16 protein-coding genes are annotated in these 16,404 nt (G+C 69.3%); 3 read left to right on the top strand and 13 right to left on the bottom strand.

From position 1 onward, the window contains the following. Window positions 1-450: 450 nt before the first annotated feature. The 3 genes from J2S55_RS38540 to J2S55_RS38530 all read right to left on the bottom strand — a co-directional run bounded on the left by J2S55_RS38540 (window position 451) and on the right by J2S55_RS38530 (window position 2,038). Complete coding sequence (locus J2S55_RS38540) at window positions 451-645, bottom strand: hypothetical protein (RefSeq protein ID WP_306871386.1); 195 nt, start codon at window positions 643-645, stop codon at window positions 451-453. 632 nt (window positions 646-1,277) lie between these two features. Next, window positions 1,278-1,625, bottom strand: a complete 348-nt coding sequence (locus J2S55_RS38535; protein WP_306871384.1) for a hypothetical protein — start codon at window positions 1,623-1,625, stop codon at window positions 1,278-1,280. A 35-nt stretch (window positions 1,626-1,660) separates the two neighbouring features. After that, entirely contained in the window at window positions 1,661-2,038 is a 378-nt protein-coding gene (locus J2S55_RS38530; protein WP_306871381.1) for a DUF6292 family protein, read from the bottom strand. Between J2S55_RS38530 and J2S55_RS38525 the strand changes: the two genes are divergently transcribed. Beyond that, window positions 1,943-2,461, top strand: coding sequence for a DUF6245 family protein (locus J2S55_RS38525; RefSeq protein ID WP_306875753.1), 519 nt, complete (start codon window positions 1,943-1,945; stop codon window positions 2,459-2,461). The genes J2S55_RS38530 and J2S55_RS38525 overlap by 96 nt on opposite strands. Window positions 2,462-2,584: 123 nt before the next feature. On the opposite strand, the gene J2S55_RS38520 is transcribed toward J2S55_RS38525, so the two are convergent. The 3 genes from J2S55_RS38520 to J2S55_RS38510 form a co-directional block, all read right to left on the bottom strand. Then, window positions 2,585-3,652, bottom strand: a complete 1,068-nt coding sequence (locus tag J2S55_RS38520) for a tyrosine-type recombinase/integrase (protein WP_306875751.1) — start codon at window positions 3,650-3,652, stop codon at window positions 2,585-2,587. Between the two features lie 2 nt (window positions 3,653-3,654). Further along, window positions 3,655-4,083, bottom strand: coding sequence for a hypothetical protein (locus J2S55_RS38515; protein ID WP_306871378.1), 429 nt, complete (start codon window positions 4,081-4,083; stop codon window positions 3,655-3,657). 231 nt (window positions 4,084-4,314) lie between these two features. Next, a protein-coding gene (locus tag J2S55_RS38510) for an IS5 family transposase (protein ID WP_370879740.1) occupies window positions 4,315-5,129 on the bottom strand; the annotation gives its coding sequence in 2 pieces (ribosomal slippage) (window positions 4,315-4,775 and window positions 4,775-5,129; 816 coding nt in all). Window positions 5,130-5,477: 348 nt separating this feature from the next. On the opposite strand from J2S55_RS38510, the gene J2S55_RS38505 reads away from it, so the two are divergent. Both J2S55_RS38505 and J2S55_RS38500 read left to right on the top strand, forming a co-directional pair. Continuing rightward, the gene (locus tag J2S55_RS38505) at window positions 5,478-6,332 is read left to right on the top strand and encodes a hypothetical protein (protein WP_306871376.1); all 855 of its coding nucleotides are present in this window, start codon (window positions 5,478-5,480) and stop codon (window positions 6,330-6,332) included. Next, window positions 6,326-9,052: an outer membrane protein assembly factor BamB family protein gene (locus J2S55_RS38500; protein WP_306871374.1), complete on the top strand. Its 2,727-nt coding sequence runs from the start codon at window positions 6,326-6,328 to the stop codon at window positions 9,050-9,052. Before J2S55_RS38505 ends, J2S55_RS38500 begins: the two co-directional genes overlap by 7 nt. Before the next feature lie 91 nt (window positions 9,053-9,143). On the opposite strand, the gene J2S55_RS38495 is transcribed toward J2S55_RS38500, so the two are convergent. The 7 genes from J2S55_RS38495 to J2S55_RS38465 form a co-directional block, all read right to left on the bottom strand. Next, on the bottom strand, window positions 9,144-9,332 hold the full coding sequence (locus J2S55_RS38495) for a hypothetical protein (protein WP_306871371.1): 189 nt from the start codon (window positions 9,330-9,332) through the stop codon (window positions 9,144-9,146). 377 nt (window positions 9,333-9,709) lie between these two features. After that, window positions 9,710-10,042 carry a group II intron maturase-specific domain-containing protein gene (locus tag J2S55_RS38490; RefSeq protein WP_306875746.1) on the bottom strand — a complete coding sequence of 111 codons (333 nt, stop codon included), beginning with the start codon at window positions 10,040-10,042 and terminating at the stop codon, window positions 9,710-9,712. An 8-nt stretch (window positions 10,043-10,050) separates the two neighbouring features. Next, window positions 10,051-10,635 (bottom strand): recombinase family protein, encoded by a 585-nt coding sequence (locus J2S55_RS38485; RefSeq protein WP_306871368.1) that lies wholly within the window; start codon window positions 10,633-10,635, stop codon window positions 10,051-10,053. Window positions 10,636-10,798: 163 nt separating this feature from the next. Then, complete coding sequence (locus tag J2S55_RS38480) at window positions 10,799-12,112, bottom strand: MFS transporter (RefSeq protein ID WP_306875743.1); 1,314 nt, start codon at window positions 12,110-12,112, stop codon at window positions 10,799-10,801. After that, window positions 12,112-13,014 (bottom strand): PP2C family protein-serine/threonine phosphatase, encoded by a 903-nt coding sequence (locus tag J2S55_RS38475; RefSeq protein ID WP_306871367.1) that lies wholly within the window; start codon window positions 13,012-13,014, stop codon window positions 12,112-12,114. Before J2S55_RS38475 ends, J2S55_RS38480 begins: the two co-directional genes overlap by 1 nt. After that, window positions 13,007-13,222 (bottom strand): MerR family transcriptional regulator, encoded by a 216-nt coding sequence (locus J2S55_RS38470; RefSeq protein ID WP_306871364.1) that lies wholly within the window; start codon window positions 13,220-13,222, stop codon window positions 13,007-13,009. The genes J2S55_RS38475 and J2S55_RS38470 overlap by 8 nt, the downstream gene beginning before the upstream one ends. Before the next feature lie 129 nt (window positions 13,223-13,351). Beyond that, a complete protein-coding gene (locus tag J2S55_RS38465; protein WP_306871361.1) occupies window positions 13,352-16,285 on the bottom strand; it encodes a Tn3 family transposase in 2,934 nt (977 codons plus the stop codon). Window positions 16,286-16,404 lie beyond the last annotated feature (119 nt).

Here is a 16,404-nt window from a genome sequence, read left to right as displayed (position 1 = left end):
TGCCCCTGGATACCCAGGGGCAACGAGATCCGTGGCACCGCGGTCGCGCTGACCGATCAAGACCGCCCCTACGCGGAGGCTGACCCCGCTGCACGTGGGGTGCCACCGGAATACGGCGGAAACGGGCCGCGCTGGGACGCTGACCGGGCAGAACCTTGGTTCTGCCCGGTCACCCGGACGGCACAACCGCAGGTCAGCACGGTGAGACGGTGCGGCCCACCAATCCGGTCCCGGTCAACGCGCCGCCGAACAATGCCGAAACCCGACCTCGGAATGGGTGGGGCAGAGCAGAGCCCCAAGGCCCATGACCTGCAGCGGCCGATCTACCTTGGGGCTGGGGACACGCTCGGGAGCGGGACGCCTATGGCTCCGGCGAGCCGCCACTCATTTGATCAATGGGTACGGCGACGGGGTGCCGGAATCTCGGTGACCTTGGCGATGGCTTCGGCGCTAACTCCAGTCGGTCCTCACCCGTTCCAGCACTTCCTCCCACGAGTCGGCCTCGGCCAGGACGTCGATGGCGGTGCGGCAGGTGCGAGCGACCCACGCGGCGCCGACACCGGTCCCCTTGGAGCCGCGTACGACCGCTTGTGACAGCAGACGCAGGGTGGTCTCGCTCGGGTTGCCGAACGTGGTGAGGACCATCTCGGCCAGGACGCGGGGGGGGGGCGCCTTCGGGCCACATCTCGGTGGTGTCGCGGATCCATACGCCGATCGACATGACGGCGGGGAGGTCTCCGCAGTCGTCGGCCACGCTGGTCCACAGCGGCTCATGCGGTTCGGACGGGAGCAGCAACATGAGCCGGACAAGCCGTTCCGTGGTGGGGGACATCTTTTGCACGCGCATTCCTCCAGAGAGGTGAGAGGCGTAGGCCTCAAGGAGAACACGGGATCGATGACGCCCGGCATCGCTGACAACAATCCGGTGCATAACAGAGCGGCCGCCGTGGCGGCCGCCTTGAAACCGTAGAGAAAAGTCTCATCCGGGGCCTCGGCACGAGGTCTAGAGGGGCCGGCCTCTAGACCTAGAGGGGCGTCGTCAGTCCCAGTCCGGCGGCTGCTCGCCGGTGGCGTCGGCGATCCGGCAGATCTCGCCGCAGTAGTCGACGCCGGGTTCGGCTGGGGCTCCGCAGATGATGCACTCGGCCTCATCGGTCATGTGGTCACGCTCCAGTACGCGTAGATGCATAGGTACATCGGGTCTGGGTCTGACCGTGCGCTTCTTTCGGCAATGTCCCGCCGTACGGATCGCGCCGGGGCGGGGCGTTGCCGGCCGGTCAGTCCTCGGCGGCCTCGGGGTCGACCTCGACGCCGAGGTGCCCGATCGCGGCGTGGTAGCGGCGGGCGGGCTCGTCCGCCTCCTGGAGCAGGCCGATCATCCAGGTGAGGCGGTCGCGGGCCTCGGCGAGGCGGGTGCCCGGGTCCTCGCCGGTGTCCTCGCGCAGGATGCCCCGGCTGGGCAGGGCCGCGACCTCGGTCCGCGCGTGGTCGGCCAGGGCGGCGGCGGCTCGGGTCATCTCGCTCAGCAGCCATCCGATTTCGTACAGCTCGGCCACGGTCAGCTCGCGCTGCTCGGCCGCGGCCTGGAGCAGCGTCCCGAAGCGGGTCAGGTCCTCGGTGTCCATCGCTCTCCTTCTCGGGTTGGTGGTGGGCCGGGCGGTCAGCTGACCGTGACCTGGGTGCGCTGGGCGGCCAGCAGCCGGGCGGCCACCCGAGCGACGTCGGCCGGGGCGGCGTCGATGGCCAGCTCGCTCAGGCGGCCCCGGGGGATCTCGGCCTCCTGGTCGGCCCAGCTCCACCCGTGCTCGTGGTGCCAGCACAGGGCCAGTCCTTGCGGCCAGTGGGCGGGCGCGGTGTGGCCGGCGTTCCAGGCCAGGAAGCCGGTGTTCTCGTCGGGGGTGCACCAGCCCGACAGCGGGGGAAGTCCGGCGGCGGTGAGGGCCTGGGCCACGGCGCCGATGTAGACGGCACCGGCACCGCCGCCGAACACGCCATCGAGGCCGCCCGGCTCGGCGGCGACGGCCCCTACCGGATGCAACTGGCCAACGCGCTGCTCGGCGCCGTGCAAATCGAGGCGATGCTCACCGAGAGCGCCGCGACCGGCACCGAGGACCTGGCCGCCGCGCACCATCAGCAGCTGGCGACCGCGGGCGTGGCCGACGATCCGGAGAAGCTGGTGGCCTTCCTGCGCTGGCAGGCGCTGCGGGTGGCCGGCCCCCTGCGACTGGTCGCCCAGGATGCGTCGACCGGGCCGATCCCGCTGGCGGCCGCGCACACCGCCGAGGGCCTGCAGAAGCTCCTGGGCGTCATCGGCGCCGGCCAGGTGCCCGACGTGGAGACGGTCAAAGCCCACGTCGTCGAGATCGAGGCGGCCCGCCAATGCCTCCTCGACGCGATCGGCAACGTCGACATCCTGCTGCAGATGCTGAACGGGCTGTCGGCCATGTTCGGTGACGACTGACCCTCTCGGCCGGCGCGCAGAGATGCGGGCCGAGGTGTCAGCGGAGTGTCGTGACTTTTTTGGCACCCCCACGCGTGCGCGCGCGTAGGGGTGTCCGAAAACTCCGAAAAGTCCTCCGGAGGTCTACAGCCCCGTCACCGGGTTGTCGGTCCAGCGGTCGCCTTCTTCGAGGTAGCCGAGCAGGGCGCGTGATCCATCGGCCCATCCGCCGTGGCGGCCGATCCGCTCCAGGGTGGCGCCGGCCCGGCGGGCGGCGGTGGCGAATCCGCGGCGCAGGCTGTGACCGGTCCAGCGGCCCTCCAGCCCGGCGGCCGCGGCGATGCGGGTGACGACGTCGGCGGCCGCGCCCGGGGTGAGGCGGCCGTCCGGGTCGCCGATCGTGCGGCCATGACGCATCATCGGCGCCGCGATGTGGCCGTGGCGGTCGATGCGCACCAGCAGCGGCCCGGAGGTGCGCCCGGCGTCGGCCAGGGCGGCGAGCAGGTCGCGGACCGCGCGCACCGGGCAGGTGGCGGGAATGCGGCCATAGGGGACGGCGGTCTCGGTGTGTGCCTTGATCTTGCGCCGGTAGATGGTCACCAGCAGCCCGTCGGCGGTCTCGCCGACGTCGGCGAGGTCCAGGGCGGCCAGCTCGCTGACGCGGGCGGCGCAGGCGTAGCCGAGCAGCAGCAGCGCGGCGTCGCGCTTGCCGGCCAGCGTGGCGCGGTCGCAGACGGCCAGCATGGCGCGCAACGCCTCGGGCACCGCCGGGTCGGCCCGGCGCGGCCGGGCGGCCGGGTCGTGGCTGAGGGCCAGACGCTGGCGGTAGCCGCCCAGGACCTTGCGGGCGGCCTTGGTCTGCGGGGCCGGGGCGTCGGCGGCGTTGTGCATGGTGCGGATCGCGGCCAGGGCCCGTTCGATGCTGGCGGGGGCCAGCGGGCGGCCGGTGCGCGCCGAGGGGGTGGTCGTCAGGTGGGTGACGTACTCGGTGACGGTGGCCGGGGTGGCGGGCAGTGGGGTCCGGCCCGTCTCGGCGCACCAGGCGGTGAAGGCGCTCCAGTCGCTGGCGTAGGCGCGCCGGGTGGCGGCCGGGACGCCGGCCTCGATCGCGGCGCGAGCGGCCGGGCTGAGGTCAAGGTCGGCGGCCGACGGTGCGCTGTCGAGGCCGGCGGGCACCGGGTCGGGGCGCAGGGCGGGGGAGAGGGACGGCATGCTCACCGCTTCCCCATGGTCAGGAGCTCGATGACGTCGGCGGCCGCGCTGAGCGCCTCGGCGAACGCAGCCACCACAACGGGGGACTCGGCCATCTCCTCCGAACCGCCGCCGTGAGGGAGCAGGACGGGGCCGGCCGGTGGGGTGGGCTGCACGGTGGCCAGCACCTGGGCCAGGCCGCGCGCCTGCTCGTGCGAGAGGCTCACGCTGGACAGGAGTTCGCGGGGGGTGGAGACCAGCGCGACCACGACGGGATCGGCCGCGTCGGCGGGCTGGGCCACGGCGACGCTGACGGCGTGACCGCCGGGGGTGTCGATGAAGGCGACCTCGTGCTCGGTGTCGTGGCGCGAGGTACACCAGGGCGGGCAGAACGGGGACGTCTGTCTGCCCGGGGCGATCCGCGGCGTGCCGTCGGCCGTCGTGTCGTCCATACGGGGCTCCGGAGGGGGCGGTGGAAGAGGGCTGAGTGATCGCGATTCTGGCTCGTGAGAAGAAACTTTATCAGGAGCCAGCATCGGGCCGCCCCTGACGCACGCCGACCGATCGGGACGGGGGCAGAGTGTGATGGAACGGAAACGTACGCCAAGCCCGTTGGCCCAGTCCGGAATCGGTGCGCAGACGCGAAGGGCTGAATGCCTTGGCGCGTTCCTGTCTTAGAACTCCTAACGCAATGAGCTAAGACGGCGCCAGCAGATCAGGGCGCAACCGAAGCTGAGGAAGGCCTCGTGGATGTCGTCGCGAATCTCCCAGCGGATGCGCAGGCGGCGGAAGTGGTGCAGCAGGGCGAAGGTCTGCTCGACGACCCAGCGGTGTTTGCCCAGGCCGGAGCCATGCTCGGTGCCGCGTCGGGCGATGATCGGGCGTATGCCGAGGGCGCGGACCTGCTTGCGGTACTTGTCGTGGTCGTAGCCGCGATCGGCCAGGACGACGTCGGGGCGCCGGAGGGGCCGGCCGCGCTTGCCACGCACCGGTGGAACGGCCTGCAACAGCGGGACGAGCTGGGTGACATCGTTGCGGTTACCGCCGGTCGGGATCGCCGCCAAGGGGATGCCGGTGGCGTCGACGATCAGGTGGTGCTTGCTGCCGGTCCGTCCTCGATCGACCGGGGACGGACCGGTCTGCGCCCCCCTTTTAGCGCTCTGACGTGAGAGGAGTCCACCGAGGCCCGGGAGAGGTCGATGGCATCGGCCGCTCGGAGCCTGGCCAGGAGCACCTCGTGCAGGCGCTGCCAGACCTCGGCCTTGTGCCACTCGTTCAGCCGCCGCCAGCACGTCATGCCCGAGCCGTACCCGAGTTCCTGCGGCAGATGCTCCCAGGCGATGCCGGTGTGCAGCACGAACAAGATGCCCTGCAGCGCCAGGCGGTCATCCAATCGCTTTCGTCCTGGCCAGCGGGCTCGCCGCTGGTGTTTGGGCAGCAGCGGTTCAATAGCCGCCCACAGCTCGTCGCTGACCTCCCACGGCTTCAGCCGCGCCAACGTGCTCACCCTCCCGCTGTCGTTACAGCGAGAGATCAAACCACAACAGAGATCATTCTGTTAGGAGCTATTAGCGCACACGCCGTGCTCACGCGTCAGCCACCCGTTTAATGCTTGACGATCACGCTTGGCGTACGTTTCCGTTCCGCCGTACTCCGACCCCGATTCCGTGCCGACATTCATCAGGCCTTCCTCAAGCTGGCCTTCACGCTCGCCTGCCGTCATGGCGTCGTTTCCGGTGCGCCGCCAATTCCGGTCGGGCATACTCCAAGGTGCACGGTCAAGATCCGCACATTCACGGCCCACTGGAAGACAGTCATGGCTAAAGGACGCCGGAGCAAGACGAGTATGACCGGCAAAAAGGGTGCGACGGTCGACGATGGCCGCGACAAGAGCGCCGATCAGCCGGCCGTGGGCCCCGGCGGCTGGAAGGCCGCGCGTGCATGGACGGCCGGAGTCGCCAGCGCCACGCTCATCGCGGCGATCGGCGTGGTGTTCACCGCCTGGTACACCACGAGCGGCCCCGACACGATCGACCGCATCCGCGGCGGGCCGCCGCTGACGGTCGGGCACGTGGCCGTCGACTACGACGAACGCCCCCTCGTACTCAGGGAGCCGGTGACCACCCCCGCCGACCGGGCGATCCTGCTGGGCAGGGGGGCCGACCCCGCCGACGTGGCCGCGATGCTGGCCCGCCACCACGTCGCCACGATCGGGGACATGACCACCACCGTCGTCCTGGTCGGCAACCGCAGCAGCCTGCGGATCATCGACATCAAGCCGCGGGTTCTCACCCGGGCACCGCCCGCGCAGGGCGCCTACCTGAACCCGGGGAGCGCCGGGCAGCCCGGTACCGTCGAGCTCATCGCGGACCTCGATCGGCGGCCGGTCCGTTTCGGCACGAAAAAGGAATTGCGCACCCCGTACTTCAGGACGAAACAGATCGACCTGAAACGGGATGAACGGGTCACACTCAGCCTCTCGATAGTCGGCAAGACGGCGTACTACGAGTTCGACCTCGTGGCCACGGTGCTGACGGCGGACAGGTCTGAAGAGATCGTGATCCACGGGCCGGGTGGCGTCCCGTTCCGGCTGACGGGCCCCGCGAGCTCCTACCGCACCGCCTACCGCACGGCCGGTGACGGCGGCGGCTGGGTGCCGATGCCTACCGACCAGACCTGCACGACCTCGGACAAGTGCTGATCACGCGCGCCGCCGCCGTCGTCCTGCTGACCGCGGCGCTGCTGACGGGTACGGCCGCCGACACCCCCGACGGCAGACCGGCGCCCGTCCAGTGGCGCATGGCGTGGTCGGCGCCCGCCGAGGCGGACCTCGTCAACGGTACCCACGGCACCCCGCACTACGGCGTGTCGCAGCCGGCGCTGGCCATGGCCGCCGGCCAGGGCACCGTACGCGTGCACGATGCCCGCACCGGCGCGCTCGTCCGCACCCTGTCCGTCGCGCCGACAACACCAGGGAACGGCTCGCGCGATCCCGTCGCCGGCGTGTGGGCGACGTCCGGCACGGTCGTTGTGTTCACCGACGATCAGAGCCGCGGCGACCAGCGGCTGCACGCCTACGACGCGCGCACGGGCGCGCTGCTGTGGCGGCGTGCCGTCACCATCGCCTCACCGCGGAACCAGGCCTCGGACGCTGGGACCTACGAGGGGTCGCCGATCATGGTGACTGAGCGCGGCGTCGTGCTCGTCGATCAGGCTGCGGAACCCCCTGCTCTGCGCACCCTGGATCCGCGTACGGGCACGCCCGTGGCAAGGACGGCTCGTCCACGGGGCTGCGCCCTGACGGCCGACGCCACAGCCCGGTCGGTGGTGCTGCTCGACCATTGCGCGGGCAACCATCTCCGGCTCGCGTCCGTGGACCCGTCCACGCTGCGGCCGAACTGGACGCGTACGCTGCCCTCGCCACCCCGCACCCTGACGGACGACGGATCCCCGCCCTCGCTCCATCTCGTCGTCAGCGGCGACGGGTACGCAGGCGTCTCGGTGGGCGACGTCTCGTCGTTCTACGGGCCGGACGGTCGCCTCCTGTCCACCGGGCAGGAGGCGCTGCGCGCCGCCGGCTCCGCCCGGGACAGCCGTTGGAGCCGGCCGATGCGCCTCAACCAGGGGGCCACGACGGGCGGCGACGGCGCACTTTGGGGCGACGCCTCCAGGTGGCCGCTCCCGGCGTTCCTGGTCTCCGTCGACGCCGGCTCCGGCCGCCTGCGCGCGCTGCCGCTCGACGCGTCCTCCACCCACGTCTCCCTCGTGGGCACGACCCCCGGCATGGCTTTCGTACTGTTCGCCACCGGCCGCGTCGCCGCCTACACCCTGACCTACGGCGTCCCGGGCGGGCACGAGCTGTTCGACAGGGTCCCGCCGGACGCCTGGCCGGACGCGTGCGGCCTGCTGACCGCCGCCGACCTGCGCCCCGTCGCGGACGGCTACGTGCCCACGCCCCGGACGCCGACCCTGTTCGGCGAGCGGCTGCCCAAGCCCGTCCAGTGTGACTGGATACCGCCCGTGGACGACGCCCCGGTCGTCTCCCTCTCGGTGGACTGGGTCTCCTCCTCCAGCGCCGTCGCTGCGCAGATCTTCGCCACCGAGACCGCCCGCATCAAGCAGACGGAGATCTACGACGCGATCACGGAGGACGCGTACCTCCTCGACTACATCCGGTCCACCGCCACCGGCACCGGCGGCGCGCCAGAAGTCCTCGTCAACGTGGGCCCGGTCATCGTCCGGCTCGCCTCCGCCTCGCGTTCGGCCCTGCGGCTCCTGGCCCCGCTCGTACGGGACGAACTACTGGCCCGCTACCGGCTTCCCCGCCCCGTACCCACCGCCCCGTCCAACCTGCGCTGGACCTTCCCCACCGACGGCCAGTTGAGGGACGATCCGGTGGTGGCCGGCGGAGCCGTCTACGCCATCGCCGGCGGCAGGGTCCACGCGATGGACGCCTCCTCCGGCCGCCCGCTCTGGACCACCGTGATCGCCGAGTTCGTTGGCGGGCCCCTCAGAGTCACCGACGGCTTGGTGTTCGTCGAAGGACCGGGTTCCTTTCACGCCCTGGACGCTCGCACGGGCCGTCGGCGGTGGCGGCATCCGGTGGGGCCGAGCTCGACCTTCGTGGTGGCGAAACGGCGCGTCATCCTCGTCGACGGCGAGACGGCCGTCGGACTGGACACGGTCTCCGGCCGCGAGCTGTGGCATTTCCACAGCGCGGACACGTTCTCCATATCCCGTCCCGTGATCGACGGCGCAACCGTCTACATCGACGACGCCGGCGGCACCGTGCACGCGCTGGACGTCGCCACCGGCCGCCGCCGGTGGAGCGTGCGGACCGGGGCCGCAAAGGACGGCAGCCACCGCGCCACGACCGCGGCGGCAGGCAAGGTCGTCTACGTCATCGGCGCCGACCGTCGCCTGCGCGCACTGGACGCCGCCACCGGCGCCCGGCGGTGGAACACCCTGCTCGGCTCGCCCGTCGCCTTCCCCCCAGTGCCCGCCGGCGACGCCGTCTACGCCTGGGGCGCGGCCGGCGTCCTGTACGCGCTCGACGCCCGCACCGGCAGGCTACGGTGGGCCTTCGCGCCCGGCGCCGTCTCCTTCCCCGCCGAGCTAGCCGTCGATCGGGGCCGCGTCTACCTGGCCGACGGTGACGGCGTCCTCCACTGCCTGGATGCCGTAACCGGCATGGAACAGTGGAGGCAGTCCGTGGGCGCCGACCACGTCTCAGGCCCCATCGTGCACGCCGGCACCGTGTACGCCGGAGCCGGCGGCGCCGTGCATGCTCTGGACGGCATCACCGGCGCGCGCAAATGGCGCATACGTACTGGCAGCCAGGCGCCCAGTGTTATCGCCGCCGGCGGCCTCCTCTATGTGAGCGCTGGCGGCGACATCCACGCCCTGCGCCCCACCCCCTGACGCCTGACCGGCACTGTCGTCCCGCTTCTACGTCCGCTGCCGAGTCGATCATGCGGCATGTGGCAACCTATGGGGTTGACGGGCTTGGCGTCTACCCGTCACTGATGCGTCTGGTCAGCAGTTGTTCCAGCCACTGGCCCGGCAGCACCCGGTGCAGGCGCAGGGTGGAGGCGATGACGTCACGCGCCTGCTCGGCGTCTTGGGTCCGGGTCTGGGCGCGGATGGTCTGCCAGGCAGTGATGAGCCGCTCGGCCACCTGGCTCACCTGCTCAGGTGTCACCAGGTACAGGCCCGCATCGGCGACCTTGGGAACGGCGTGATGGATGTGCGGCTGGGGAGTGACGTACAGGCGTCCTCCTCCCGAGCGTGGCCCCAACCGTCAAGTAGGGGTATTGGTAAGGAACGTGTCACCAGCTGCCAATTAGGGAGATGGCACAGGTCAGCGACTTGCATCGAGGAGCTGCGATGGGTCCGGTGAATCGAGGCCCCTCTGAAGGGATACCTTTCTGACCTGCAGAGACGTTGCGGTTTGCGGCTGGGTTGGGTCGGGCCAGGGCGCGGTGCTGGTCTTGCGATCAGTCCGTTTCCCTGACCCGCCCGCCGAACCCGGCGTGCATGTCTCCATGCACCGGGCTCTCCACGTGTCTTGCCCGGTGGTCAACCGCTAACGGCGGCCATTGCCGGTTGCGATGACCACGGCGTCGGAATCTTGGTGCCGCGATAGCGGTAACGGGTCACTTTGACGCTGGACGCGCCGGTGAACTCGACGCCGTTGCAGGTCAGTTTCCAGGTGCCGGGCAGACAGAACCGGCGGCGCAGCTGCTGCCAGCTGATTCGGGAGTGTTTGCGGAAGATCCAGCCGACGATGCGATGCCACGCATGGTTATCGATCGCGCCGAAGATCGCCATGGACACTCCGTGCCGGAAGTAGTTCGCCCATCCAGGCCTGGAACTCCTATAGCTACGGCGAGCCGCAAAGTAGAAGTTGATTTCGCGTTCTACCTGGGGTTTTCCTGACCGTGAATGATGCGGTGGATGGTGGAGCGTCCGACGCTGTACTCGGCGGCCAGGTCTGCGAGAGAGACCTCGCCCTCGGCATAGCGTCGGCGGATGGAGCGGCGCGCAGGCTCTGGCAGTTTGGGCTGTTTGCCTTTGAGCTTGCCCTTCTTCTTGGCCAGGGCCATGCCTTCGCGGGTGCGCTGGTGCCCGATGTTCGCCTCGAACTCCGCGACCATGGCCAGAGTCTGCAGAAACAGCCGGCCGAACGGGGCGTTCCAGTCGTAGACCGAGCCGCCCAGTCCGAACAGGACGCCGCGTTTGGACAGATCGGTGAGGATCTGGTTGGCCTCGACCATGTTGCGGGCGAACCGGTCGAACTTCGTCACGGTGAACACCGCCCCGTCCCAGACGGCGGCGAGGGCCTGGTCGAGACCGGCCCGGTTGCGGCGGGTGGTCCCGGAGAACCCACGGTCGATGTAGATCCGATCGGTCGGGACGCCGAGCGCGAGCAACTGCTCGGTTTGGATCACGATGTCTTGTTCATCGGTACTACAGCGGGCATAGCCGACACGCGCTCCGTTCACGCCCTTCAGTGTTCCGGATAGGGCCCCGTCACCGGAACGGTTCGCGGAACAGCTATACGGAACACCCTGACCTGTGGGTCTGTTCGGGCTGGGTGGTGTTCCGGTGAGGGATCCCCTAACGGAACACCGATCGCGTTCCAAGCTGGAGCGAGGCCAATGTGGATCACGCTGAGCGGTCTGGGTCACGACGTGGTTCGGGGGTGGACATCGTGTAGGAACGCAGCTCGGGAACTCGCCATGCGATCGCGGCGACGGCCATGGTAGTCAGTAGGCCTCCGATGCATATCACTGTTCGGGGCCCGAGGAGCGACGCAGTGGTCCCGTGCAGCAAGTTCGCGAGCTGCGGTCCACCGATGAGGACAACGGTGAGTGTTCCTTGGATCCGGCCGCGCATGGCGTCGTCGGTAAGGGCTTGGGAGATGGCGTTGCGGAAGGTGCTGAGCACGAAGTTCACGGCTCCGCCGAGGACGAGTGCTATCAGCGCGATCCACAGCTGTGCCGCCAAGCCGAGTACGACCATAGTGATGCCCCACGCGGCAGCGGCTGCCGCCATGAGAGCGCCATGGCGGCGGGCGCGGGTGAAGGTGCCCGATAGGAGACCGACCGCGAACACCCCGACTGGGTAGGCGGCGTAGAGCAGTCCCAGTGCCGGACCGCCGCCAGCCGGGCCGCCGTAGGTGCGCTGGGCCAGTTCGGGGAAAAGTGCGACCGGCATGCCGAAGACCATCGCCGAGAGGTCGACCGCCAGCACTGCCACGAGCAGTCGGCTGGCTGCCAGGTACCGGAACCCAGCCAGGATCTGAGCGATGGTCGGATGATCCCCGCGGTGCGGTTCGGCCGGAACGTTCGATGGTCGGGCCGGCTCCAAGCGGGGCAACTTGGCGACAGCCCACACGACGGCCAGCAACGCGAGCGCGTCGAACAGGTACAGGGTGCCGAGCCCGACGAGCGGGATCAGAAGGCCGGCGAGCACGGGGCCCAAAATCGACCCGGCGTAGCGGACCAGCGAGCTGAGACTGTTGGCCGCTGGGAGCAGCTCGACCGGGACGAGGCGGGGCACCACAGCACCCATCGTCGTCATGATCGATCCGAAGGCCAGTCCCTGGCAAGCCACCAGCATCATCAGGATCGGGACGGATCGGGCGTCCAGCACAGACTGAGTCCACAAGGCCGCGTAGGTCAACGTTAGGCCGCAATGCGCCGCCAGGAGTACCGACCGCCGGTCTCTGACATCGGCGAGAGCACCTGTCCACAGAGCCGCCACCACCAGCGCGACGAACGACACGACGGCCGAGGCACCCACGGCCGCCGATGACCCGGTCATGGTGAACAACTGCGTCGGGATCGCGGCCAGGCTGAACGACCCGCCCACCGCGCACACCACCGACGCCACCCACAACCGCCGGAATACGTCGACCCTCAGCGGTCGACGATCGACGATGATGCCGCGCCCTGCCTTGAGCCTAGGGGCGCGCATCACCGGCTGGGAACGTTCCGGACGGCATCCGCAGCGTCCAGCGGTACGACATCGGCGACGACACAGGCGATGTTGTCGGGAGCACCTGCGGCGTACGCTTGCGCGATCAATTCGTCGAGCGCCTGCTGCGGGCCGTCCTCCTCGGTCAGCACCTTCTGCAGGGACGCGGCCGAGACGACGGCCGACAACCCGTCGGAGCACAAGAGGTAGCGGTCACCGGCAGCGGCCTGGTGAAGTGACAGGTCCGGATGCGTCCCGCCTGTGCCGGTCAGTGCTCGCACCAACAGTGAGCGCTGCGGATGTGAGACCGCTTCATCGGGGGTCAGTCGTCCTTCGTCGATCAGGGACTGGACGAAGGTGTGGTCATGGGTGATCTGGGAGAGCTCACCGTCTCGCAGGCGGTAGGCGCGGGTGTCGCCGATGTGCACTAGCGCCAGATGGGAGCCGGACCACAGCAGTGCGGTCAGGGTGGTGACGGCCTCGCCATCCAATGATGCTGCGGCGATCGTCCCGATCTCCGTGTCAGCATCGTCGACCGCGTCAGCCAGCGCGCCGAGGAGGTCTTCGGCGGGCATGGCGAGAGCCTCCAGCGGTTTGAGCGCCTCGATGGCGGTCGCGCTCGCGAGGTCTCCGGCCCCGCCACGGACGCCGTCGGCCACCGCCAGCAAGCGGGGGCCCGCATAGGCGGTGTCCTCGTTGCTCGTCCGCACCAATCCCGACTCCGAGCGGGCGACGTAACGGATCCCGAACATGGTCGCGGAATCGTCCACAGAGCTGCCTCTTCCCATCAGGTAGTCGACGAGGAAGGTTGCCAACCGGCCGCGAGCGGCGGTCTCGGCCAGGAACTGCTCCCAGTAGCCGGCGATCTCCTCGGCCGCTGTCTCCGCAGGTAGATCACACACGCCGGATACGGGTCAAGGGCATGCCCAGACGCCGCAGCCAGGCGATCAACCGGGCTCGCTCCAACTGCTCCGGATCGTAGAATCGGTATCCCGAATCGCCATCCACGGCGGCCGGCAGCAGGAGCCCGAGTTCGTCGTAGAGCCGCAGGGCCTTCGGCGACAGCCGAGCTGCCCGAGCGAACGCTCCGATCGTCAGCAGCTCCCGCACCACTCCTCCTCGTCCCCGGCCATGACGACCGGTGTCAACGATGCTGGGGCTTCACCCAAGGGGAAGGTCAACAACATCACCACCCTTCCACGCGCCTTCGCAGGACCGCTCCGAGCTCTCTGGCAATCGCTACGCGCTGACCCCGAGATCGAGACGGCTGTCCATGTCGAGGCGGAACCGGCCGTAGGGGTTGACGTGGGCCCAGAACAGCGGCGATAGGGCGCGCCGGTCTTCGTCGGTGAGCTTGGCCGCCCAGGCCGAATCTCGTAGGACGGCTTGCAGGAGCTGGGTGTTGATGAACACCAGCGAGGACTGGAGCAGGTGGAGGGCGAGCATGGAGACTTCCGCGTGTTCGCGGTCGGCTCCGGTGATGGCTCCTTCGCGCCCGTAGAAGATCTTGTCGTTGGCGCCGTTCCAGTTCTCGACGACCTGTAGGCCGCTGTTGATCTCTCGGCGGAGGCCTTCGTCGGCGAGGTAGTCGCAGGCGAAGATGGTGCGCACGACGCGGCCGAGTTCTTCCAGGGCGAGGTAGACGGGCTGCTTGGGGCCGCCGCTGCCCTTCATGAATCGGCGCAGCACCTGTTCGGTCTCGTTGGTGCGTAGCCGGAGTGCGGTCGCGTATTTGATCATCTGGTCGTAGTTGCGGGCGATGAGGTCCCAGTCGATGGGGCGTTTCTTCAGGACCTTCTCCAGCTTGGGCCAGGGTGCCTGGTTGGCTGAGGGCGCGTACAGCTGGATCGCGCCGATGTTCTTCAGCCGAGGCAGCAGCTTGAAGCCCAGGAGCTCGGTGAAGGCGAACCCGACCAGGGACGCGCCGTGGGTGTCGGTGTAGTTGGCCTCAATGTCGGCGTCGGTGCCGTGCCGCAGCAGCCCTTCGATCATCGCCGCGACCTCCGAGGAGGAGCAGGACTTGAGCTGGGAGTAGATGCACAGCCGGCCCTTGTCAACGTGCCAGTAGATCATCACTCCATAGCCGCCGTAGCGGGCGTGGAACTCGGTCATCAGGTTGGAGTCCCAGGAGGCGAACCGCTTGGAGTCTGACGCCGTCGACGTCGCCGTCCCCCACCACTGGGGGTCGCGGGCCTCCAGGGTGGAGTTCACCACCGCCACGATCGCCGCCCGCAGGTTCTCGCGGGTGATGTAGGTCTGGCGGACGTGCCGCAGCTCGGCCTCGGAATGGCCGTGTTCGCCGGTCGCGGCCATTTGCCGGATCCCCATGTTAGTGCCGAGTGCGAACAGCACCAGCAGCAGCCGCCGCTGGAGGGTGGCCTTGCTGAGCTGTTCGCGGGTGGCGACCGAGGCGAACAGGTCGCAGAAGTCGGTGACGAACGCGGCGTTCTTCAAGATGTCCAGCAGGTCGATGGTGCCCCACCGGCGCTGCACCTCAGCCTTGAGCGCGGACAGGTTGCGCGGCTCGGGCAGCTTGTCGAGCTTGGGCACCGATACCCACGGCTTGCCGTTGCGGGTGACGATCTTCACGCCGCCGGTGGAGCCCTCGGCCAGGCCGGTGTTCAGGCGGTCCAGAGAGCCGGTCAGCCGCTCCTTGAGGCCGGCGACGAACTCGGCGGCGTGCATCGGCTTGGACAGGGCGAAGTAGTGGACGTCCCGGTTGGCCTCGAAGTCGCCCGGCAGGTCCTCGTCCGGGTCTCGCCACCGGCCCGCGCCCTGCACATAGATCTCCCGGCGCCGCAGCGCCTCGCGCAGCGCGATCAGCACGCACAGCTCATAGGGGATCCGCTCCACCCGGCCGGTCTCGCCGTCGACCACGGCGTCCTGCCACGCCTGCTGCACCACGCCCTGGATCGGGACGGTCTCGCTGGCTGCGTAGAACTTCTGGTCCGAGTCCACGTCGGCGTAGCGGGCCAGCAGGTCGATCGCGTCCATCACCGGCCGGTAGGCGGCGTTGTTGCACAGGAATTCCAGCGCTTCCAGCAGCGGCGCCAGCATCCGCCGATAGTAGTGCGAGTAGGAGCCGCGCAAGGAGTAGCGGACCCGCTCGGCCACCGCCCGCTGGGTGGCCACCAGCTCCTTCGCCAACGCGCGCAGCGTCTTCTCCCCGCCCGGAACGACCGGGAACACCGCCTCGCGGATCGTGTCGTCGGGATGGGCGATCGCGGCGTTCACCATCTTGGAGAAGATCCCGCGTTTGCCCTTCACCGCGGTCAGCTCCCCGATCAGCTCCTTTTCCACCTTCCGCTCCGCTCGAGCGTTGATCTTGTGGATCAGGCCGACCAGCAATTCCACCAGGCCGTCGACCAGCTCGGCCTGGCGCGTCCAGCACAATGCCGCCAGCAGCGTGTACCGGATCGGCTCAGGTGCCGAGGCGAAGTCCGAGGGATACATGCGCATCGCCCGCGCCCGCCAGGCCGCCACGATCAGGTCCGACACCTCGGCGAACACGGTCTTGTCCAAGCCGAGCGATCGGACGGTCTTCAGCTTGCCGATCTCCTTCAGCAGCGTCTCCAGACCCAGCGGGCCGGGGTCGGCCTTCAGCTCCGCCAGCACCTGCTGCCTGCCCAGCAGATCCTGCAACTGGCCGCACACCATCGGCCCCAGCCTGGCCATCACGCCGCGGGCGAAATCCTCCTCAAATCGGCTCGCCGCCGAGGCCACCACCCGCTCCACCTGGCCCGGAGTCGGTGGCTCCACATTCTCGCTGCGGCACCGGCGCCGCAGCGCCTCAGCCAGCCGGTCCCGGTTCGTCTCCGTCGAACACAGCTCATCAGCCATCCACTGCGCCCACCGCTCCTCGTCCTCCTCGGTCGGCGGCCGCGTCCCGAACGCCGTCCGGATCTGCTTGCGATGGTCCTTGATCGTCCGGCTGGCCCAGGAGTACTTGCCGAACAGCCCCGGATCTACCTTCACCAGCGACGCCACATAGACGATCGCTACCTGCGGGACCTCTTCTGGATAGGCCGGGAACCGGCCCGCGATCTCGTAGAACTTCAGCATCAACGCGAACCCCAGCCGCGTTGCCCCCGACTTGTTCTTGATCAGTTTCCAGTCGCCCTCGACCAGCGTCCATGAGCCGATCAGCTCATCGGGCTCCCACTCCGCACGCACCGTAGACCCCTCAGACCACGAACTCTCCGAACAGACGGAGACCACGATCAAGGGGAGTCGGGATGTTCCACACCGGTTTGATCTACTTGCAACCAATACGCCACGGACCCGCAAGATAG

Origin of the sequence: Streptosporangium brasiliense (assembly GCF_030811595.1) — a bacterium.
In the GTDB taxonomy this organism is placed as follows: Bacteria; Actinomycetota; Actinomycetes; order Streptosporangiales; family Streptosporangiaceae; genus Streptosporangium; species Streptosporangium brasiliense.
Note: the sequence above shows the minus strand (reverse complement) of the source record. Positions and strands in the feature narration are given on the sequence as shown.